Below are 22839 nucleotides of genomic sequence, written 5' to 3'. Positions count from 1 at the left end.
GCCACGCGACAAAAATTGGAGATGAACTGTGCAAGAATTTGTGATTTGGTATGAAAACCTGGGGATGCACGATGTAAACCGGGTTGGCGGTAAAAACGCTTCCCTTGGCGAGATGATCAGTAACCTGGCCAATGCCGGTGTACAGGTGCCGGGCGGTTTCGCCACCTCAGCCTATGCTTTTAACCAATTTCTTGAACAAAGCGGCGTTAACGAGCGCATTTATCAGCTGCTTGACGGTCTGGATGTCGACGATGTTACGGCCCTGGCTAAAGCCGGCACGCAAATACGCCAATGGGTTATCGACACACCGTTTCAGCCGGAGTTAGAGCAGGCCATTCGCGAGGCATATCAGCAGCTACACCCCGATGCGGCTCAGGACGTGTCTTTTGCCGTACGCTCATCTGCTACCGCTGAAGATATGCCAGATGCGTCTTTTGCCGGCCAGCAGGAAACCTTTTTAAACGTGCGTGGCTATGATGCGGTGATTGTCGCTATTAAACACGTTTTTGCTTCATTATTTAATGACCGCGCTATTTCTTACCGCGTGCATCAGGGTTATGACCACCGTGGCGTAGCCTTATCTGCCGGTGTGCAAAAAATGGTGCGCTCAGATTTAGCCGCATCAGGCGTGATGTTTAGTATCGATACCGAGTCTGGTTTTGAAGAGGTGGTGTTTATTACCTCATCGTACGGCTTGGGTGAAATGGTGGTGCAAGGCGCCGTTAATCCGGACGAATTCTACGTACACAAACCAACGCTGGCAGCGGGGCGCCCGGCGGTGGTTAAACGCAATTTAGGCAGTAAAAAAGTCGAGATGGTGTATTCCGGCGAGCAAGGCCACGGCAAGCAGGTCAAAATAGTTGATATAGAGCCTGAGCGTAGCCGGCAGTTTTCACTAACCGATGCCGAGGTAGAAGAGCTGGCAAAACAAGCGGTGATCATCGCCAACCATTATGGCCGGGCAATGGATATCGAATGGGCCAAAGACGGTAACGATGGCAAGCTGTATATCGTGCAGGCACGGCCGGAAACAGTAAAAAGCCGTGAAGACAGCAACAGTATGGAGCGTTTTCAGCTGCTGGCCAAAGCGCCAGTGCTGGTAGAAGGCCGCGCCATTGGCCAGCGCATCGGTGCCGGTACCGCCAAGGTGCTAAAAGGCATTGAGCAGATGGACCAAATTCAGCCGGGCGATGTGTTGGTAACCGACATGACTGATCCGGATTGGGAACCGATTATGAAACGGGCTTCAGCCATTGTTACCAATCGCGGTGGCCGTACCTGCCATGCTGCCATTATCGCACGCGAGCTGGGTATTCCGGCGGTAGTTGGCTGTGGTGATGCTACCAGTAAAATTAGCACTGGCCAGCAGGTTACCGTGTCCTGTGCTGAAGGCGATACCGGCTTTATTTATGACGGCAAGCTGGAATACAAAGTGGTAAGCAGCCGGGTTGACCAAATGCCCAAGCTGGATTTAAAAATAATGATGAACGTGGGCAACCCGGAGCGGGCGTTCTCGTTTGCCAAGTTGCCACATGCCGGCATCGGCCTGGCACGGTTGGAGTTTATAATTAACCGTATGATAGGCGTGCACCCAAAAGCGCTGCTTAATTTTGCTGACCAAACACCTGAGCTTAAAGCCACTATCAGTGAGATGATTGCCGGCTATGCCAATCCGGTCGAGTTTTATATCGCTAAGCTGACCGAAGGCATTGCCACACTGGCCTGTGCCTTTGCGCCACAAAAAGTCATAGTACGGATGTCAGACTTTAAATCGAACGAATACGCTAACTTAGTCGGCGGCCGCCAGTACGAGCCACATGAAGAAAACCCAATGCTCGGCTTTCGTGGCGCCTCGCGTTATATCTCGAAAGACTTCCGTGATTGCTTTGCGTTAGAAGTTGAAGCGTTAAAGCGGGTACGCAATGTGATGGGCTTTACTAATGTAGAGGTAATGATCCCGTTCGTGCGCACCTTAGGCGAAGCCAGTGCGGTAATTGATTTGTTGGCCGAGCATGGCTTAAAGCGTGGTGATAATGGCCTGCGCTTAATAATGATGTGTGAACTACCATCTAATGCCTTGCTGGCAGAAGAGTTTCTGGAATACTTCGATGGTTTCTCGATTGGCTCAAACGATTTAACTCAGTTAACGCTGGGGTTGGATCGGGACAGTGGCCTGATAGCACACTTGTTTGACGAGCGTAACCCGGCCATATACAAGCTGCTGGAAATGGCCATTAAAACTTGCAAAGCCAAAGGCAAGTATATTGGAATTTGCGGCCAGGGCCCATCGGATCACGAAGATTTTGCCGCTTGGTTAATGCAGCAGGGTATCGACAGCGTATCGCTTAACCCAGATACGGTGCTGGAAACCTGGCTGTACCTGGCAGAAAAATACGGCAAAAACTAAGCTGTTATCAACGTTATACAAACCCCGCGTCGCGGGGTTTTGTTTTTATTACATTGTTATATTTACTTGCACAGGGCGCTGACACTGGCATAACCTTAATCGGCTTGGCCTGAAGCATTGTAATTTAAATCCACCGCATGGAGCATATTTTGACCATTTCGTCCGCCTCTGTGTCCGCTTCTGTCTCACTGTGGCAGCTATTTCTGATTTTTTTTCGCTTGGGCTGCAGCAGTTTTGGCGGTCCGGTGGCACACCTGGGCTTTTTCCGTCACGAGTTTGTCGAAAAGCTGCAGTGGTACAGCGAGCAACGTTATGCTGAGCTGGTGGCTTTATGTCAATTTTTGCCCGGCCCTGCCAGCTCTCAGGTTGGTATTGCTATAGGGCTTAACGCAGCCGGCTATCGCGGTGCCTTGTTATCATGGTTAGGGTTTACCATGCCCTCAGCCATACTTATGCTCAGTTTTGCCTTTGTTTATCTTGGTTTTGCACAAAGCGCAGATACGCTGTGGCTAAGTGGCTTAAAAATTGTCGCGGTAGCGGTGGTGGCGCAAGCCTTGTGGGGCATGGGTAAGAGTTTATGTCCGGACCCTGCCAGGGCCAGTATCGCATTGCTAAGCGCGGTGTTAATGTTGCTGTTGACCGGCGTACTGGTGCAGATAGCGGTTATGTTACTGGCGGCTATCATTGGTAAAGCCATACTACCGCAACCGCCGCCGGCATCACCTCAGGCAATGCCAACAACCGGCAAAGGCGGTGCGCTGTTTTGTTTATTGCTGTTTGTGGTATTGCTTACGACAGTGCCGCTGTTAGCTCAGCTAACTAACAACAGTTGGCTAAGTTTGTTTGACAGCTTTTATCGGGCAGGGGCTCTAGTGTTCGGTGGCGGTCATGTGGTATTACCTTTGTTGCAAACTGAACTGGTGCCGCAAGGCTTTTTGTCAGATGAGGCATTTTTGGCCGGATATGGCGCAGCGCAGGCTGTGCCCGGGCCGTTGTTTACCCTGGCGACTTATCTGGGGGCGGTATCGGCAACGTCGTTGTTACCCGGTGCGCTGCTAGCCACTGTGGCCATTTTTCTGCCGGCATTTTTATTGCTGTTTGCGGCACTGCCGTGGTGGCAGCAGCTTAGCCGTTATCCGGCGATGCGCCAGGCTATGGCGGGCATCAACGCCGCTGTTGTTGGCCTGTTGCTGGCCGCCTTGTATGACCCTGTGTTTGTCAGTGCTATTCACGGGCCGGTAGAGCTGGCGTTTGCGCTGCTGGCTTTTTTAGCGCTTATGTACTGGAAGATACCACCCTATATCGTTGTATTGTTAGCCACTATTACAGGTTTTATTATCAGCTGGTTTAATTAAGGAAGCATCATGCGTGAACTGTATATCGCCAACAAAAACTATTCATCCTGGTCACTGCGACCCTGGCTGCTGATGACTCAGTTGAATATTCCATTTATTGAGCAGCTGGTGCCTTTTAGCCAGCAGGGCAATTTTGACAAATTCCGTTTGTTTTCGCCCAGCGGAAAAGTACCGTGTTTAGTTGAGCAAGATATAGTGGTGTGGGATTCATTGGCTATTGCTGAGTTTTTGTACGAGCAATATCCCGATGTCTGGCCTAACCACCCTAAAGCCCGGGCCTTTGCCCGCTGCGCCGCAGCAGAAATGCATTCTGGCTTTAGCAACCTTAGAAATGTCTGTGGTATGAGCTGCTGGCACCGTATTCAGTTATTACAGGTTTCTGCTGCGTTACAGCAAGACATTAACCGTTTAAGCGAGTTATTTGAGCGGGGCATCAATGAGTTTGGTGGGCCATTTCTTTGTGGTGATCAGTTCTGTGCTGCCGATGCTTTTTTTGCACCGGTGGCATTTCGAATGCAAAGTTATGCCTTAGTGTTTAGTGAGGTGTCCAGCCGTTATTTAACGGATTTATTAGCTTTACCTGCTATGCAACAGTGGTACGAACAGGCATTGGTAGAGCCCTGGATTGATGAGGCACATGATGCCGAAATCGCCAGACACGGGCAAATTATCGCAGATCTGCGACAGACCAGCTGACAGCGTAGCTATTCGTGGTTCAATATGGCAAATTAACAGCCTGATACAACATGAAATAAAAAATAACTATAAGGAAGGGAAATGGAAGGCTTTATTAGTGCGCTTAACGGCATTATCTGGAGCCCGGCGCTGATTTATTTATGCTTGGGCGCGGGGTTGTTTTATTCAATTTTGACACGGTTTGCTCAGGTTAGACATTTTAAAGAAATGTGCAAACTGCTGCTTAACAATACCGAATCAGAGAAAGGTATTTCGTCGTTTCAGGCGCTAGCAGTATCGTTATCTGGTCGTGTTGGAGTGGGTAATATTGCCGGTGTGGCTGCGGCCATTGGTTTTGGCGGCCCTGGTGCCATTTTTTGGATGTGGGTAGTGGCTTTTTTGGGGGCTAGCACAGCATATGTAGAGTCTACCTTAGGCCAAATATACAAAGTAGAAGAAAACGGCCAGTATCGTGGTGGTCCTGCTTACTATTTTGAACGTTGTCTTGGTTGGCGCTGGCTGGGTATTTTGTTTGCCATTTCGGCCATTATTGGCTGCGGTATTTTTCTACCGGGTGTACAAGCGAATGCGGTTGGTAATGCAGTAACACAAATATTTGGTGAAGGAAATATGGTGATAACCAGCTTCGGTGAAGTTGGCACCTATAAATTGATAGCGTTGGCGGTGATCTTAATTGTGCTGGCGTTTATTATTTTCGGCGGTATCAAGCGTATTGCCCACTTTACGCAAATCGTCGTGCCGTTTATGGCATTGGGTTACATTGTCATGGCGCTGATTGTGGTATTTTTGAATATGGATAAAGTGCCAGGCATATTCAGTTTGATTTTGAGTGATGCTTTCACTGCCCAGGCAGGTTTCGGTGCGGCAATTGGCTGGGGCGTTAAACGGGGTATTTATTCCAATGAAGCCGGTCAGGGTACTGGGCCACATGCCGCGGCAGCTGCAGAAGTTGACCACCCATCACAGCAGGGCTTGGTGCAGGCATTTTCTGTTTATGTTGATACCTTGTTCGTTTGTACCGCTACGGCACTGATGATCTTAATTACTCAGCAGTACAATGTTGTCGGCGAGCTGACGGACGGCAGTTTTATTGTGCAAAATGTTGATGCGGCAACAGAGATTGGTTCAGCTGCATTTACCCAGATGGCGCTACTCAGTGTGTTTGGTAATTTTGGCCAGATATTTGTGGGAATAGCGTTATTCTTCTTCGCTTTTACAACTATTTTGGCCTATTACTACATTACCGAAACCAACGTGGCCTATTTAAACCGGGTGTTCAATAACAAACTGCCTACTGTGGTATTTAAACTGTTGCTGATGTTTATGGTGGCATACGGCACGGTAAACAGTGCCGGTTATATCTGGAACATTGGGGATATAGGTGTTGGCTTTATGGCATGGGTTAACGTACTGGGTATTTTAGCCATATTTTTTATGTACAAACCGACCATGCGTTGCTTACGTGATTTTGAGCAGCAGAAAAAAGCGGGTGGCCCCATTACGTTTGATCCGGTAAAGCTGGGCATAAAAAATGCGACCTTTTGGGAGAATAAGCTGGCTAAAAGCCAGGCTGAGCAAAACAAGCCATAACGTTCAATCGCTTTTAACAACAAAAAGCCCGGCACTGATGTCCGGGCTTTTTTTTACAGCGAGCGTTGGCCGTGAGTTGCTGTCAGGTTACTCTACGCCAATAAAGCCGCCTGTTTGATGCGCCCACAGCTGAGCGTATATACCGCCGCTGGCAATCAGTTCACTGTGTGTACCCTGCTCGACGATATTGCCCTGATCCAGCACAATTAAGCGGTCCATCTGCGCTATGGTAGATAAACGGTGCGCAATAGCGATTACCGTTTTACCGGCCATTAAGGTATTTAAACTGGCCTGAATGGCGGCTTCTACTTCGGAGTCGAGCGCTGAGGTGGCTTCATCCAGAATTAAAATCGGTGCGTTTTTCAACAGCACGCGGGCGATGGCAATGCGCTGGCGCTGGCCACCAGATAATTTAACCCCGCGTTCGCCTACCTGGGCATCAAAACCGCTGTTACCCTTAGGATCGGTTAAGTCACTAATAAACTCGCTGGCTTCGGCTTGCTCTGCCGCCAGCTGCAATTCTGCTTCTGTAGCATCTGGCTTGCCGTAGGCAATATTGTCGCGTACCGAGCGGTGCAGCAGCGAAGTATCTTGCGTTACCATGGCAATATGCTGGCGCAGACTTTCCTGATTTACTTGACTGATATCCTGACCATCAATCAGGATTTTACCGCTTTCTACATCGTAAAAGCGCAGTAGCAGGTTAACTAAGGTTGATTTACCGGCACCGGAGCGACCGACTAAACCGACTTTTTCGCCGGGCTTAATCTCAAGGTTTAACTGCTGCAACACCGGCGCCTTGCCATTGTCACTGCCGGCTTTGCCGTAGTTAAAACATACATTGTTAAAGCTGATGGCCCCCTGGCTTACCTGCAGCGGTTTGGCATCGACAGCATCCAGTACTTGAGCCGGTTGCGATAAGGTAGTGATACCGTCAGCCACGGTGCCGATATTTTCAAACAAGCTGCTAACTTCCCACATGATCCACTGGGCCATGCCGTTTAAGCGCAGCGCTAAACTTACCGCTATGGCGATGGCGCCGACACTGATAGCGCTGTCGGCCCATAAATAGATGGATAAGGCGGCGATGCTGAATACTAAAAAATAGTTCAGCGTTTGTACCGAAACACTTAAGCCGGTGGCTAAACGCATCTGGCGGTACACCGGTTTTAAGAACACTTCCATGCTGTCTTTGGCGTAGGCTTCTTCGCGGTTGGTGTGAGAAAACAACTTAATGGTAGTGATATTAGTGTAACTGTCGACAATACGGCCGGTCATTTCAGAGCGGGCATCGGCCTGATGTGTCGAGGCAGCTTTTAAACGCGGTACAAAGTAAAACTGCATAGCAACATAAATTGCCAGCCACACCAACATTGGAATGATCAGACGCAAGTCGGCATCGGCGATAAAAAATAACATCGAGCCGAAATACACCAATATGTATACCATAACATCCAGCAGTTTCATTACCGTTTCGCGCACTGCCAGCGAGGTTTGCATCACTTTAGTGGCGATACGTCCGGCAAAGTCGTTTTGGTAAAAACTGATGCTCTGACGCAATAAATAGCGGTGCGCCAACCAGCGGATAGTCATCGGGTAATTACCCAATAAAGTTTGGTGCACTATAGCGGCGTGAAAAAAGCTTAGTGCCGGCAATAGCACCACAGTAACGACGGCCATCTTAATTAGCGTGGCTCGTTCGCTGCTAAACAGGGCCGCCGGTTCATTTTGCACCAGCCAGTCAACCAACTGGCCCATAAAGCTGAATAACGACACTTCCAACATCGCCAGCAGGGCTGTGCTTATTGACATTAGGAACAACGAGGTTTCCATGCCTTTGGTATAATGCCGGCAAAATGCCAGTATGCCTTTAGGCGGTTGGCTTGGCTCGACAGCCGGAAAAGGTTTAATAATACGTTCGAAAAAACTCAGCATGGCAAATAACCGGTAGCTAAAACAGCGGCTATTGTAGCGGGTTTAATAAAAATTGCATGGCTGCTGCGTCAGTTAGCCTGATTTTACCGCCACTAACCATATTAGGCATTGCCCGCAAATTAAATGTGATAATATAACAATTTTACCGCGTTAAATTGTGCTTTGGCTGCTATACTGCCTGCAGCAACTGGCCTTGAATTACCGTTGCTTGGGCCCAATAAAGCTTGCGCTGTGGTCAACAAAACTTGCGCTGTATTAAGTGCGGCCGTTATCTGAGATGTCGTGATGAAATTAAAACTTGTTACCTCAACACTATTACCAACCCCTTTTGCCGAATTTCGTTTGCATGGCTTTGAGGCGCCTAACGGCAAAGAGCATGTCGCATTAACGTTGGGCGATGTGACAACGGCGGAGCCAGTATTGGCGCGGGTGCATTCAGAGTGTTTAACCGGCGATGCATTATTTAGCCTGCGCTGTGATTGCGGGCCGCAGCTGGAAGCGGCGATGCGTAAAATTGCCGATTTGGGCCGCGGTTGTATTCTGTATTTACGCCAGGAAGGCCGTGGCATTGGCCTTATAAACAAAATTCGGGCCTATGCCGAGCAGGACAAAGGTTTGGATACGGTAGAGGCCAATGAAATTCTCGGCTTCTTACCTGATATGCGCGAGTACGATATTGCCGCGCAGATGTTTGAGCAATTAGGCATTGGCCAGGTGCGTTTACTGACTAATAACCCGCGTAAGCTAAAAGCCTTAACCGACGCCGGTGTTAATGTGCTGGAGCGGGTGCAGCATAGGGTAAAAACCACCGCGCACAGCCACCGCTATCTTGCTACTAAAGCCACTAAGCTTGGGCATTTACCTTAAGAAAGCAAGCATATGCTGCGTGATGCGGATTTAGCGGCGGTTGTGGTATCATAACCGCCGTTTTTCATCTGACTTTGTTTACAGGACACTATCTTGACCAATAACGACGTACTTCGCAGCTTGCGTTACACGCTAAATGCACCTAATCATGGCATTATTGCTATTTTTGCTCTAACCAATATAACGGTGACAAAAGAGCAGGTCATGGCCTGGTTAGAAGCTGACGAAAGCGAGAGCTTTGCCTTGATCAGCGATGAGTTGTTGGCCGGATTTTTAAATGGTGTGATCATCCAACGTCGTGGTGCCAAAGACGGTGTCATTCCAAAGCCGGAAACCAAGCTAAACTACAACATTATTATGCGTAAACTAAAAATCGCCTTTGATTTAAAAGACGATGATATTTTAGCCTTATTAGACGGTGCTGAATTTCGCTTAAGTAAACATGAACTCAGTGCATTTTTCCGTCGGCCAGATCACAAACATTATCGTGCATGTCAGGAGCAGGTGTTACGCTACTTTTTACGTGGCTTGCAGCAGAAAATCCGCCCGGCTGTCAGTTAGTTTTTCCTTCGCAATAGCAGTTAATTCTGCCGGCAAGTTAATGTTATACTGCAGCCACTTATTGCCGAGTGTCTGCAGTTATGATCCCAAAGCTTAATCCCGAACTTGCGCTGGATGCCAGCATTGTCGCTTTTAGTAAAGCCTTGGTTGCCGCTGGCTATAGCGGTGACATAGAAACCAGCTATGGTAGCCGTTTAGCGGTGGCCACAGATAACAGCGTATATCAGGCTTTACCGCAAGCGGTATTACTGCCGAAATCGACGGACGACCTGGTTATTCTCACCTCGCTGGCGCAAACCTCTAGTTTCTCGCACATCAAATTTAGTCCGCGCGGCGGCGGTACCGGCACTAATGGCCAGGCCCTGACTGAGCATGTGGTGGTAGATTTATCGCGCCATATGCGTAATATTTTGGAAGTTAACCTCGAGCAGCGCTGGGTAAGGGTGCAGGCAGGGGTGATTAAAGATCAGCTGAATGCTTTTTTAAAGCCGCATGGCTTTTTCTTCGCGCCGGATTTATCCACCTCTAACCGTGCCACTATCGGTGGTATGATCAATACCGATGCGTCCGGCCAGGGCTCTCTGGTATACGGCAAAACCAGTGACCACGTGCTGGCATTAAAAACCGTACTAATAGACGGCAATGTATTAAAGACACATAAAATGGCCACCTTTGAAGCTGAGCATCGCGCTGAACAAGCCAATAGCATCGGCCGCATTTATCGCCAGGTGCTGGATAGCTGCCGGCAACACCGGCCGCAAATACTGGCAAAATTCCCACGCATGAACCGCTTTTTAACCGGCTACGATTTAGAACATGTGTTCAACGATGATTTATCCGAGTTTGATTTATCGCGCATTATCACCGGCTCTGAAGGTTCCCTAGGCTTTGTGGTTGAAGCCAAACTGAATATCACGCCGATTGCCAAATACAAATGTCTGGTGAACATAAAGTACGACAGCTTTGAAAGCGCGCTGCGCAACGCGCCGTTTCTGGTCGCCGCTGAGGCGACTTCCGTTGAAACCGTTGACAGCAAAGTACTGAATTTAGCCCGCAATGATATTATCTGGCATCAGGTAAAAGACTTAATCACCGATGTGCCTGGCGTTGAGGTGCAGGGGCTGAACATGGTGGAGTATAACAGCGAAAGCCAGGCTGAGATTGAGCAAAAAATTGCTGATTTAACAGCACGGTTAGACAGTGCCATTAACGATAAAACCGACGGTATTATTGGCTATCAGCTTACTTACGATAACAGTGCTATTGGCAATATTTACGCCATGCGCAAAAAAGCAGTGGGCTTACTGGGCAATACTGCTGGCCGGCAAAAACCCATTGCCTTTGCCGAAGATACCGCGGTGCCGCCGCAAAATCTGGCAGACTTTATTATCGAGTTTCGCGCGCTGCTTGATAGCCATGGTTTGCAGTATGGCATGTTTGGCCATGTGGATGCCGGGGTGTTGCATGTGCGTCCGGCCCTGGACTTGTGCGATCCGGTGCAAGAGCAATTGCTGCGCACGATCTCTGATCAGGTGGTGCCACTAACTGCTAAATATGGCGGCTTAATGTGGGGCGAACATGGCAAGGGCTATCGCAGTGAATACGGTCCGGCATTTTTCGGCGATGAGCTGTTTACCGAGCTGCGTAAAATTAAAGCGGCGTTCGATCCGCGCAACAGAGTTAACCCTGGTAAAATTTGCACACCGTTTAACAGTGCTGACAGCTTAGTGTCAGTAGACGGGGTAAAACGGGCGTACTTTGACCGGCAAATTCCGGTCGCGGTTAAAGACAGCTTTGACAGCAGCCTGAATTGTAACGGCAATGGCTTGTGCTTTAACTATGAAGAAAACTCGCCAATGTGTCCGTCCAGCAAAGTCACTAAAGACCGGCGCCACAGCCCGAAAGGCCGCGCCGGTTTAATGCGAGAATGGTTACGCTTAACCGAAATGCAGGGTGTAGACGTACTGGCGCAGGAGCAGCAATTACTACAGCGATCTGCCGGTATTAAAGGCTTGTGGCAACGCACAAAAAACAGCCTGGCAAAACGGCGCGGTGAAGAGGATTTCTCGCACGAAGTGATGGAAGCGATGGAAGGCTGTTTAGCCTGTAAAGCCTGCGCTGGGCAGTGTCCGGTAAAAGTCGATGTGCCGTCATTTCGCTCACGCTTTTTGCAGTTATATCACAGCCGCTATCTGCGGCCTGCTAAAGACTACATTGTTGGGAATATAGAACGCACCGCGCCGTGGTTGGCTAAAGCGCCAAAGTTAGTTAATTTTGTTGTTAAACAAAAAGCCACCGCGGCGTTATTAGGTAAAACCGTCGGCTATGTTGATACGCCGCTGCTGTCTGTACCTACTCTATCGCAACAGATAGGCCAGGCATACCGCTTTGATTTAGCTGCACTGCAGCAGTTATCGGCAGAGGACAAAGCGCGCACGGTGCTATTAGTGCAAGACCCTTTCACCAGCTTTTATGAAGCAGAGCTGGTAGCAGATGCACTGAGTTTGATGCAAAAGCTGGGTTTTAACCCGGTATTAATTCCGTTTATGCCCAATGGCAAGCCGCAACATGTAAAAGGCTTCTTACGTGAATTTGCCAAAACTGCTGCCAGCGCTGCAGAGTTTTTTAATCAGTTGCACCTACTTGGTTTGCCTATGCTGGGGCTGGATGCGTCGTTAGTGTTGGTGTACCGCGATGAATATCAAAAAACACTGGGTAATAAGCGCGGTGATTTTAACGTGCAGCTGCTGCATGAATGGCTGGTGCAACAAAGCCTGCCTAAGGTAAATACTACTGCGGAGTTTGCCTTGTTAGCGCACTGTACTGAGAAAACAGCCTTGCCCGCGACAGAAAAAGCCTGGCAGCAAATCTTCAGCAGCGCAGGGCTAAGTTTAAAGCCAGTGAGTGTAGGTTGTTGTGGTATGGCCGGTACATACGGCCATGAAGCGCAAAATCTGGATAACAGCAAAGCGCTGTTTGATATGAGTTGGCGCGCACCAGTGGAGCAATTTGGCACTGAACAGATATTGGTGACCGGCTTTTCCTGTCGTAGCCAGGTAAAAAGGCTGGTAGGCGATAAACCGAGGCATCCGCTACAGGCTTTGCTAGCAGCACTGTAACGCTGGCCAGCATAAAAAAATCCGCCTTTACGGCGGATTTTTTGTGGTGGTACTAAAGCTTCTTAAAACTTATAAGTACCTTTTAAGTAGTAGTAACCTCCATTAATACCCATAGGTGAGGTTTCATAGTATTTAGCACCCAGAATGCTACCCAGCTCTGGTGTTAACTTCTCTGGCTCATTATCTAACAGGTTTTGTGCACCGGCAGAGACAATGAAGTTGTCATTGATATAGTAACTTACCTCAGCATCTAGCGTAACTTTTGCGCTAGCGTCAGTGGTTAAACCCGGATCATCAGCATGTACGCCCTGATAAGTGCCGTAATAATTGGTCCGCAAAAAGGCTGACCAATCATCCCAGCTTTGCGACCAGGTAAAAGTCGCTCTGTGATTTGGCAGATCGTCTTCCAAACGCGATACACGGAACTCACCTGTGATGGCGGTAAAACGTGTTACTTCAGTATCGTTCCAGTTATATGCCAGCGCAAAGTTACCGCGGCCACCTAATAAATCGGCAGAGTAGTTCGCCACAATGTCGATACCTTGAGTGCGGGTGTCAAAATCGTTGGTCAGGTAGGTAATACTGGTTAGTGAGTCTATACCGCGGACACCTGCAGCTTTTAATAACGCAATGTCATCTGGCGTTACTTCAAAAGGTGCTGATTGGCTAATACGGTCATCGACGTCTATACGGTAGTAATCGGCAGTGACAAAGAAGTCGTAACCGGTGTATACCAAACCAAGTGCGAAACTCGTTGATTCTTCAGGTTCCAGCTCTGTCGCGCCTTTTAAAATGGCTACTGGGTTAGTGGCAGGTAATACGCCAACATCAACTAATACACCTTGATTTAATTCAGTACGGACGTTGCTAACGTTGGCCTGACCAACTGTTGGCGCACGGAAACCTGTACTGGTAGAGCCGCGGACTGCCCAATCATCATTAAAACGATACTGACCGGTTAGTTTATAGTTAGTAGTGGTACCGAAGCTGTCATAATCTTCAAAGCGAACAGCAAGTGCACCAAGGAAGTTTTCAGTAAACTCAGCTTCTACGTCAATATAAGCAGAGTAGTTACGACGAACAGAGGTTCCTGCAGTTTGTGGCTGGAAGCCCGGGAAACCGTTTGAACCATTGCTCAGTTGGTCAACATAAGGACCTACTTCCCACGAGGCTTGCTCGCCGGCAACAATTTCAAAGCTTTCTTCAGTCCACTGTGTACCAAACGCCACGGTTAAATCTTCATATAAGCCAGCGGCGATATATTTAACGAAGTCAGCGGTAAAGGTTTTCTCTAGTTGAATATATTTGCCTGCATCGAAGTCAGTAGGTGTCTCTGGGCCTAAAGACGCATTGACCGAGTTAAACAGCTGGAACATAGACTCGCTGCGACCCACGATACCGGTGAAATCATACATAATACCGTTCATGAAACCGGTTTTAAACTCACCTTTTGTGCCTACTGCCAATGATGTATCAGTGATGTTACCGCCAAAGTTAGGGGTAAAACCACCCGGGAACATTTCGAAAAAGGTAAAGCAGTTGTCTGGCAATGCACCTACCGCGCTGGTGATTTGCTGGTGATTTAATCCGGAGATTGCCACATTGCTACAACCGCCTGCACCTGTAGTATCAACAACTTCCAGCGTTTCGCCACCATCATTAGAAAACACACCGCCGCGGTTATGTGGGTTACGGAAGTAAAAACCACCCCGCACATCGCGCTCAGAGTAGTTACCAAACATATATGCCTGGCCGCCATTGTCTAAGTCCAATCCGGCGTTAACAAAAATGGTAATATCGTCGTTAATTTCCGGCGAACCCCACACTTGTGCAGGCGTTAGAACTGAGGTGTTGCCGGCATCAATTAAAGCTTGCGCATCGCCACGCTGAACGCTGCGGCTGGTTGCATCAACATTTTTATATTGCACACTGGCATTAACAAAACCATCTTTGGTCAATGGCATACCTACGTTTGCCGCGATTTCAGTAGAAGTGCCATCTCCTTCGTAGTATTCACCTTGTTTGATCTCGATTGTGCCACCTTCAGCAGCATCTTTCAGAACAAAGTTAACTACACCGGCAATAGCATCTGAACCGTACTGAGCTGCAGCGCCATCACGCAGGATTTCTACCTGCTTCATTGCGATGCCTGGAATAACGGACAGATCAGGTCCTTGCGCGCCATCATTAATACCACCGCCTAAAAATGAAATAACAGAGGCGCGGTGACGGCGTTTGCCATTTAACAATACCAAGGTACTGTCTGAAGACAGGCCGCGTAAGTTAATAGGGCGGATCAGTGTAGCTGCATCGCTTATCGGCTGCGAATGCACATTCAGAGACGGTACTGTAGTGCTGATCAAATTCAGCATATCTGAGTTACCGTTTTTATTGAGTTCTTCGCCACCAATAATATCAATGGGGACCGGAGAGTCACCAATTGAGCGTGGTGCAGAACGACTACCTACAACTGCAATTTTCTCTACGGCTTGTTCTTTTTTGGCTGTATCTGCAACTTCTTCTTGCGCCATTACTGGCAATGCCGTAATGCCGAATGACAATGACGCTGCCAGACCAAACTTCACAGCGCGAGCAACCGGATGGTACTTATTATGATTTTTCATAGCTCTTTTCCTGGATTATTTTATAGTGACCGAACGCTTATGTTTTTGTTTTTGCGTCCTATTAACCATATTGGATAACGACGCTGTTGTCTATCGTATATTTCTGCTATTTCGTCTGGTGTTTAGGTAAATGCAGTCGATTGCAGCAGTAAAAATGGGTTGCTCTGGTGAAGCGGTCTGATTTATAACTGCACCATGGCAAAAACATTGGATAATGTTGTGCAAATCCTTGAACTAACCTCCAGCTATTTTCCCGCAGTAATTGCCCTGGCCAATCAGATCCACGGTGATAACTATCTCGACAACGCTAGTCTAACCCTGATGCAGCAACAAGGTGTTAAGCAGGGCATCAATGCGAGTTTTATTGCTTTGGATGACATGGACAATGTTGTCGGATACCGCTTGAGTTTCGCTGCTGGACAATGGCAAGCTGACAATTGGTGCACTGAGCAGCTATGGCCAGTGCCGTTGGCGCAAATGGCGTATTTTAAATCAGTCGGTGTCTGCCCATCGCAACGCGGTAAGGGCATTGCTTCACAGTTACTAAAAACCTCTGTTGCTGCGCTGCAGCAGCAGGGTGCTAAAGCCGGTCTGGCGCATATTTGGCGGGAAAGCCCGGGTAATGCCGCCGAGCGCTATTTTAGCTATGCCGGGGCGAGGTTGATAAAAATACATCCGGATCGTTGGCGGCATTTATCTGAAACCGTGGGATATATATGCCCACGCTGTGGAGAGCTGTGTCGCTGTAGTGCTGCGGAAATGGCACTTTTATTTAGCCCAAATGAGTGAGTAACACAATGTACGATCCGCTGGTTAATAACGATATAGGTTGTAATGCCACTTACCCGAATTCTTATTGGGCGCAGCATGTTGATACCCAGCCGGATACCGTAACATTGCAGCAAGATATTACCACCGATGTCGTCGTCGTTGGCGGCGGGTACACTGGCCTTAGTTGTGCCTATCAATTGGCGCAGCGATTTAACCGCGAAGTCACCGTATTAGAGGCCAACCGGGCAGGTTGGGGCTGTAGCGGCCGCAATGCGGGTTTTGTACTCAGAGGCACCGGCAGATTAAGCTTAGCCCAACTCAGTCAAAAATTTGGTTTGGATATCGCCAGGGTATTTCATCAGGAATATAGCGATGCGATTACGCAGGTACGCCAGATGATAGCTGAGGGCAATATTAACTGTGACGCCCAAACACCGGGTTATCTTAAAGTGGCACACAAAGCGAGCTTAGCTGCTGACTTTCCGGCGCAAGTGGAATTTTTGCAACGACAGTTTGGTTATAAGGCAGAGTATCTATCTGCTGCTGAAGTAAAAAGCGATTATATGCACAACACGCAGGCGCACGGTGCTATTCGCTTTGCAGATTGTTTTGGCGTCAATCCACTTGCGCTTGCGCAAGGTTATGCCGCGATGGCACAGCGCAGTGGCGCCAGGTTATACAGTGGCTCACCGGTAACGAAATGGCAGCGTAATACCGATGGCGGCTTTGTGCTGCAAACACCTCAGGCCAGAGTGCATTGTAAACAACTGGTGTTTGCCACTAACGGTTATACCCCAAAGGGGTTTTATCCGCCGTTAAACCGCGCTTGTTTACCGGTCCTTAGTAGTATTATCGTTACTTCACCTTTAAGTGAGCAGCAACTGCAACAAAGCGGCTTGCATCACAATCAAATAGTAATGGATACCCGTGCGCTGAAATACTATTACCGTAAACTGCCAGATAACCGTATTTTATTTGGTGGGCGCAGCGCAGTGTATGGCAAAGATGCTGAAAAAGCCGTGTATCCGGCGCGGCTATTGTCCGCACTGAAAAACTGTTTTCCGATGTTGGACGATTTACGTTGTGACTATCACTGGAGTGGTTGGGTGGCGGTGTCATATGACGATTTACCACGGGTATGTGAAGCTGAATCCGGATTGTTTTATGCCGGCGGTTATTGCGGCAGTGGTTTATCGTTCAGTACCCTTGCTGGTGTGCGTCTTGCCGAATTAACCATGGGGCTGGCTCTGCCTGACTTACCTATTTATCAGGGGACGTTAGCACCATTTCCGCTACCGGCTTTCAGGCGGCTGGGCCAGCAGGGGTATTATCAGTGGGGCCGTTTTAAAGATCGTTTTTTGTAATCGTTCAGAATAAAAAGCCCGGCTAAGCCGGGCGCAGCTTAATCAGAAGGTTGCCCGCAGGCCGAGCGTTATTGCACGACCCGGCAGCGGTGCATTGGCTTTAATAAAGGAGCTGTGGACAAAGCCCAACTCGTTTGTCAGGTTCGTGCCGCGTAAAAACGCCGTTATATCCAGCTGCGACAAGCTAAAGTCGTAGTTCAGGCTGGCATCAAGCAGGGTATAGCCTTTAGTTGGTGTCTCATTGGCGGCCACTTTGTTCTGCTTGGCGTAACGTGTTACACCAAGGTCAGCGCTCCAGCTGATACCGTTATACTGATAACCTACACCGGTTTTGTAGGGCGGAATGCGTGGCAGGTAATCGCCACCATCAAGTTTCGCCCGCACGGTATCAACAAAGACGTTAACAGATTGCGCTGCATCCAGCCGGTAACGTGCTTCAAATTCCAGCCCGTATAACGTGGCATCGTGCTGCTGGTATTGATACACCGCAAAACTTTCATGAGCGTCATGTTCAGCGTCAGCATGTTCCTCTTCATGTTCGTCATGCGCTAAATCTGCCATAGTCAGGCCGGTATCAGCCAGATACAGATAGTTGTGCACCTTGTTGTAGAAGAAGTTATAGGTAAAGCTTAAATCGCCTTTAAAGCTGCGAAAGGTAATATCGACATTGTTGGCTGTCTCTTTTTCAGACAACTGCTCTGATAGCTCAATTTCGCCATCGTGTATTTGATAGCGCATGCCTAACTCATAGCTGCTGGTAGCGATGTGTGCGCCGTTTGAATACAGTTCTGCAGCGCCCGGTGCCCGCTCTGAGCGGCTAAGCGCCAGGGCCCAGGAAAAACCTGGTACAAATTCCCACACTAAACCGGCTGATGCACTAACGGCAGTAAAGTCGTCAGATACAGGGAGGGTAATGTCGGTATCATGGCCGATGGTCAATCCTGTTGCGTCGTGTGTGGTATGTTCAATACGGCCACCCAACTGGGCGGAGATATTACCGAACTGCTTTTCTTCCAACACAAATATCGCGTGTGACAAGGTTTCGCTGTCGGGAGTAAAGGCTTCTTCGCCAAACGCTCGGTAATCTGCGTGCTGTAAGTGATAACCGACCAGGCCATGCCAACCACCAAGTTCCTCATGCTCGAGGCTAAGACGGCTCTCCAGTGCTTTATTTTTAAAGGTGGTGCCTACGCTGCCACCTTCAATTTCCTGATGCTGATAATCAGTGTAAGCAGCGTTAAAAGCTAAGGTTTCAATGCCGGTAAACGGTGTATACCATTCACCGGCCATGCTGAGGCGATTTTGCTTTAACTTAGCAAAAACACCTTCATCTTCATGTGCATGCTCATCATCCTGTGCATCATGCTCTTCTTCATGCTCTTCTTCGTGCTCATCTTCATGGTGATGATGGCCCGGAATACCGTAATCAGACTCCAACCGGCCAATGCTGAAGCCAAATAAGCCACGGTCGCCGATATAGCTTAAACCGCCGTTCAGCGCATTGCTTTTTGTCCATGAGTTTTCCAGCCGGGTGGCTGTTTCGCCTTCATCGTTGCTGAAGCGGGGCACATTATAATCTGCTGCGTCACGGTTAAAGCCATCAACATGCCAGGCGATATTGTTGCTGCTGCCTTCGTGGTTCAGTGCCACGGTTTTTTCATCAGATACATCAACGTAGCGGGTTTCCAGTTTAGTTTCGCTGTCAGCACGCAACTGGCGCGGAATACGGTTATCCACCACGTTAATTACGCCGCCGATAGCACCACTGCCGTAGAGTAAGGTTGCCGGGCCTCGCAGAACTTCAATTTGCTGTGCGGTAATGGCATCGGCACTGATTGCATGATCAGGCCCGATACGTGATACGTCAGCCGTGTCCAGGCCGTTATTTAAAATACGCACGCGCGGGCCGTCTAAACCGCGAATCACCGGGCTTGATGCCACCGGGCCATAGTAGTTGGCATGTACGCCTGGCTCATATTTCAGGGTTTCGCCGATGGTAGGCTCGGTGCGCCGGCTTAGCTCTTCACCGGTAAGTACCGATACCGGTGTGGCCATTTCAAGGTTGTATTTATGAATACCGGAGGCGGCAACCACAATGCGCTCGATACCACCTGGCGTAAGGTTAATATTCAGTTGTGGTTGTGCTGGTTTCACCGTAACAAAGCTATCACCGTAGCCGGCAGCAGAAACATGCAATTCTGCATTGGCAGGCGCCTGAATGCTGAAACGGCCTTGTTCGTCAGCATAGACATATTGCTGGCGACCATGGATGTGAACGCGGGCATTTTTCAGTGGTTGCCCCTGAGTATCGGTAATTACGCCGTCGTAGCGCTGTGCAGGATCCTGAGCTGAAGCACTAAACGTCAGACTAATCAGAGCCGCTAACAGGCTGTAACGTGGTAAAGCAGATAAACTGCGCATTGGGTTTCCTTTTAATTGCAGCATGCGTGATGTTATAACATTTTACAGAATTATCTGAGCGCGGCAAGCCAGCATAATAGCGAAAGGATAAAACGGTGACGCGGCGCGATTAACTGCTGGCATAACTGGGTACTACGTTATTAGAATGGTTGTTTTTTCTGTGTGGGTTTAGCGTTATGAGTTTTTGGCCAGAGTTTATGTTAATTGCGTTGGTGCATCTGATGGCTGTGGCAAGCCCGGGACCTGATTTTGCCATAGTGCTGCGCTACGCGGTGCGTTTTGGCCGGCAGCAAGCCTTGGCTGCCAGTATTGGTATTGGCGTCGCTATTCTGTTACACGTTACCTGGTCGTTGGTGGGGATAGCGGTACTTATCCAAACCACCCCCTGGTTATTTAAAGTATTAAGTTTAGCTGCGGCTATCTATCTGGCCTATATCGGCTTAATGGCACTGCGCAGCAAAGCACCACAGCATCCGGAGCATGTTATAGCAGGTAGTGCCGCTGATGCTGTGCCATCAGCTCGAAAAGCCTTTATGGCCGGTTTTATTACTAATGGTATAAACCCCAAGGCCACGCTATTTTTTCTATCGTTGTTTGCGGTCATTATTTCGCCAATTACACCACTGTCTTACAAAATAATTTATGGTGTTTATATGGCGGTTGCTACCGCGGCCTGGTTCTGTGCGTTATCCATGTTGCTAACACATAAAAAAGTAAGGGCTTTTTTACTGCTTAAAGGCTATTGGTTTGATCGTATTATGGGCTTGCTATTGTTGGCATTGGCTATGCATTTGGTAGTCAGCAGTTTTAGCAACTAAACTTTGAGCACGTCGCTGTTTAATGCGGTTAGCGATCAGGAGTAGGGCAAATGCAAATGGCCTGCAAAGTGATCCGTCTGGATCTGAATTACAGCTGTGATGTCAGTCATGCTTATCAGCAGCAGCGGCATTATGTTTCTCCCTGGCATGGCGAGAGCGCTGAACATTTTGCCAAACGTTTGCTAGCCTATTTAAGTCTGTATGAACAGCATCCGCTGTTTGCCAAAGAAGACTCTAATGGCAAGTTACCCGATTTATACGTGCAGGATAGCCAGCAACATTTTTCCTTATGGTGTCAATTGGAGTTACTGCCGGAAAAACGCTTGCAACGCGCCGCTCATTTAGCTGATCAAGTGGTTCTCGTGTTGGACGAGCAGGAAACCGACAAAGCCATGCATTGGCCACAGCCGCCAAATCAACGCATTTTCACCCTGAATCAGGCGCAACTGGAAGAATTTTGTCTGATGCTAAAAGGCCATATGCAGTTAAGTGTTTGGCGCGAAGAACCGCTATTGTCAGTAACCAATGGGGAACAAATGCTACAGCTGGATCTGACCCCGCTTATTAAAAACCCACATTAGCATTGTGGTCTTGCCTTGTTTGTTCTGAACGTTATAATACGCCCGATTTTAATATTGCTACGGATTTACGGTCCGTCGTTGCAAGAGGTAGGTTATGTACGTAGTTGCTGCTTTATATAAGTTTGTCCGTTTACCCGATTATATTACCCTGCGCGATTCCTTGTACGACTACATGGTCGCTAACAAAGTTAAAGGCACCTTACTACTGGCAGAGGAAGGCATTAACGGCACCATCTGTGGTGAACGTGCCGGTGTAGATGCGGTAAAGGCCTGGCTGGATGCTGACAGCCGCTTTGACGGCATGAGCTACAAAGAATCCTTGTCTGATGAGTTGGCGTTTTACCGTACCAAAGTCAAACTGAAAAAAGAAATTGTGACCATGGGCGTTGAAGGGATAAACCCGGCGCATATTGTTGGTAGCTATGTTAAAGGCGAAGACTGGAATCAGTTGATTAGCGATCCCAACACCATTGTTATTGATACCCGTAACGATTACGAAGTCGCTATCGGCAGCTTTAAAAATGCCGTTAATCCTAATACCACCACTTTTCGTGAGTTCCCGCAGTGGGCAGCCGACAATTTAGATAAAGCCAAACATAAAAAAGTCGCCATGTTTTGTACCGGCGGTATCCGCTGTGAAAAATCGACTGCGTTTTTAAAAGAGCAGGGCTTTGACGAGGTATATCACCTTGACGGCGGCATTTTAAAATACCTGGAAGAAATGCCACAAGAAAACAGCTTATGGCAGGGCGAATGCTTTGTGTTTGATCAGCGCGTGGCGGTGAAACACGGCCTGGAGCAGGGCAGTTACGATCAGTGTTATGCTTGCCGTATGCCGCTATCAGCAGCAGAAATGGCATCTGAGCATTACGTTAAGGGCTTAAGCTGCCCCCATTGCCATGATAAAACCACTGACGAGCAAAAAGCCGCCTTTGCGGAGCGCCAGCGCCAGGTAGAACTGGCAAAACAACGCGGTGAAAAACATATTCGCGACGGTAAATTTGAATAAAGTTCGCGGATAACGCCATCACGACTGAAGCCAGCAACATGCTGGCTTAATTTTTACCTGCTGTTTACCCTCTTTAGGCTAAATGTTCTATTTAATAGAATATAAAGACGATAAAAATGCGATTTTAGTTTTATTAATTAGCGTTATTATCGTCGGCAGTCAGGAGAAATTATGTATAAAAATTCACAATCTCACTACGGCGTCGTCAGTGTTTTACTGCATTGGCTGGTAGCGATTAGCGTATTTGGCTTATTTGCTGCGGGCTTCTGGATGGTAGATCTTAACTATTACAGTCAGTGGTACCGTACAGTACCACATTGGCATAAAAGCACAGGTATTTTACTGGCGATAGTAATGCTAGTGCGGCTGTTGTGGCGCTGGTACAGCCCGCCGCCGGCAGCACTTGACTCACACCGGCGTTGGGAGAAAAAAACGTCTGCCATAGTACAGTGTTGTTTATATGTAGGCATTTTGCTGATGGTGATAAGTGGCTATTTGATTTCTACTGAAGATGGCCGGGCTATTGCAGTATTTGGTTGGTTTGATGTGCCGGCATTAGGCGCATTATTTACTAATCAAGCCGATATTGCCGGCCTGGTACATGAATACGTTGCTTACAGCCTGATAGCACTTGCAGTGTTGCATGGCATGGCGGCATTAAAACATCACTATATTGACAGAGACCACACGCTCAAACGTATGTTTGGCCGTAAACCTTAAC

At 48.4% G+C, this 22839-nt stretch carries 16 protein-coding genes; 13 read left to right on the top strand and 3 right to left on the bottom strand.

The genetic code is table 11. The annotated features are described in order from the left end of the window. The first annotated feature begins 28 nt into the window (after positions 1 to 28). From ppsA to I4W93_RS05240, 4 genes are all read left to right on the top strand, one after another. Positions 29 to 2407 carry a phosphoenolpyruvate synthase gene (gene ppsA / locus I4W93_RS05255; RefSeq protein ID WP_205310440.1) on the top strand — a complete coding sequence of 793 codons (2379 nt, stop codon included), beginning with the start codon at positions 29 to 31 and terminating at the stop codon, positions 2405 to 2407. A gap of 149 nt (positions 2408 to 2556) precedes the next feature. Continuing rightward, positions 2557 to 3762 carry a chromate efflux transporter gene (chrA, locus tag I4W93_RS05250; RefSeq protein WP_224673274.1) on the top strand — a complete coding sequence of 402 codons (1206 nt, stop codon included), beginning with the start codon at positions 2557 to 2559 and terminating at the stop codon, positions 3760 to 3762. Between the two features lie 9 nt (positions 3763 to 3771). Beyond that, complete coding sequence (locus I4W93_RS05245; RefSeq protein WP_205310442.1) at positions 3772 to 4458, top strand: glutathione S-transferase family protein; 687 nt, start codon at positions 3772 to 3774, stop codon at positions 4456 to 4458. An 81-nt stretch (positions 4459 to 4539) separates the two neighbouring features. Continuing rightward, complete coding sequence (locus I4W93_RS05240; protein WP_205310443.1) at positions 4540 to 6048, top strand: alanine/glycine:cation symporter family protein; 1509 nt, start codon at positions 4540 to 4542, stop codon at positions 6046 to 6048. Between the two features lie 87 nt (positions 6049 to 6135). On the opposite strand, the gene I4W93_RS05235 is transcribed toward I4W93_RS05240, so the two are convergent. Further along, on the bottom strand, positions 6136 to 7983 hold the full coding sequence (locus I4W93_RS05235; protein WP_205310444.1) for an ABC transporter ATP-binding protein: 1848 nt from the start codon (positions 7981 to 7983) through the stop codon (positions 6136 to 6138). A gap of 285 nt (positions 7984 to 8268) precedes the next feature. Between I4W93_RS05235 and ribA the strand changes: the two genes are divergently transcribed. The 3 genes from ribA to ydiJ all read left to right on the top strand — a co-directional run bounded on the left by ribA (position 8269) and on the right by ydiJ (position 12530). Further along, positions 8269 to 8850, top strand: a complete 582-nt coding sequence (gene ribA, locus I4W93_RS05230; RefSeq protein WP_205310445.1) for a GTP cyclohydrolase II — start codon at positions 8269 to 8271, stop codon at positions 8848 to 8850. A gap of 93 nt (positions 8851 to 8943) precedes the next feature. Then, a complete protein-coding gene (locus tag I4W93_RS05225) occupies positions 8944 to 9411 on the top strand; it encodes a YehS family protein (RefSeq protein WP_205310446.1) in 468 nt (155 codons plus the stop codon). A gap of 80 nt (positions 9412 to 9491) precedes the next feature. Then, entirely contained in the window at positions 9492 to 12530 is a 3039-nt protein-coding gene (ydiJ, locus tag I4W93_RS05220; protein WP_205310447.1) for a D-2-hydroxyglutarate dehydrogenase YdiJ, read from the top strand. A 62-nt stretch (positions 12531 to 12592) separates the two neighbouring features. Here the strand turns inward: ydiJ and I4W93_RS05215 are convergent, their stop codons facing one another. Beyond that, on the bottom strand, positions 12593 to 15154 hold the full coding sequence (locus tag I4W93_RS05215) for a TonB-dependent receptor plug domain-containing protein (RefSeq protein ID WP_205310448.1): 2562 nt from the start codon (positions 15152 to 15154) through the stop codon (positions 12593 to 12595). Positions 15155 to 15373: 219 nt separating this feature from the next. On the opposite strand from I4W93_RS05215, the gene I4W93_RS05210 reads away from it, so the two are divergent. Further along, positions 15374 to 15943, top strand: coding sequence for a GNAT family N-acetyltransferase (locus tag I4W93_RS05210; RefSeq protein WP_224673273.1), 570 nt, complete (start codon positions 15374 to 15376; stop codon positions 15941 to 15943). 8 nt (positions 15944 to 15951) lie between these two features. Continuing rightward, the gene (locus I4W93_RS05205) at positions 15952 to 17289 is read left to right on the top strand and encodes an NAD(P)/FAD-dependent oxidoreductase (RefSeq protein ID WP_205310793.1); all 1338 of its coding nucleotides are present in this window, start codon (positions 15952 to 15954) and stop codon (positions 17287 to 17289) included. 42 nt (positions 17290 to 17331) lie between these two features. On the opposite strand, the gene I4W93_RS05200 is transcribed toward I4W93_RS05205, so the two are convergent. Beyond that, complete coding sequence (locus I4W93_RS05200) at positions 17332 to 19710, bottom strand: TonB-dependent receptor (RefSeq protein ID WP_205310450.1); 2379 nt, start codon at positions 19708 to 19710, stop codon at positions 17332 to 17334. 176 nt (positions 19711 to 19886) lie between these two features. Here I4W93_RS05200 and I4W93_RS05195 point away from each other — a divergent pair, with 176 nt between their 5' ends. From I4W93_RS05195 to I4W93_RS05180, 4 genes are all read left to right on the top strand, one after another. Next, the gene (locus I4W93_RS05195; RefSeq protein WP_205310451.1) at positions 19887 to 20528 is read left to right on the top strand and encodes a LysE family translocator; all 642 of its coding nucleotides are present in this window, start codon (positions 19887 to 19889) and stop codon (positions 20526 to 20528) included. 50 nt (positions 20529 to 20578) lie between these two features. Next, positions 20579 to 21109 (top strand): YaeQ family protein, encoded by a 531-nt coding sequence (locus tag I4W93_RS05190; protein ID WP_205310452.1) that lies wholly within the window; start codon positions 20579 to 20581, stop codon positions 21107 to 21109. 94 nt (positions 21110 to 21203) lie between these two features. Next, the gene (gene trhO, locus I4W93_RS05185; RefSeq protein ID WP_205310453.1) at positions 21204 to 22118 is read left to right on the top strand and encodes an oxygen-dependent tRNA uridine(34) hydroxylase TrhO; all 915 of its coding nucleotides are present in this window, start codon (positions 21204 to 21206) and stop codon (positions 22116 to 22118) included. A gap of 171 nt (positions 22119 to 22289) precedes the next feature. After that, positions 22290 to 22838 carry a cytochrome b gene (locus I4W93_RS05180; protein WP_224673272.1) on the top strand — a complete coding sequence of 183 codons (549 nt, stop codon included), beginning with the start codon at positions 22290 to 22292 and terminating at the stop codon, positions 22836 to 22838. Position 22839 lies beyond the last annotated feature (1 nt).

It is taken from the genome of Rheinheimera maricola (assembly GCF_016918075.2).
Classification (GTDB): domain Bacteria; phylum Pseudomonadota; class Gammaproteobacteria; order Enterobacterales; family Alteromonadaceae; genus Alishewanella; species Alishewanella maricola_A.
This window is presented reverse-complemented; position numbering and strand designations above follow the sequence as displayed.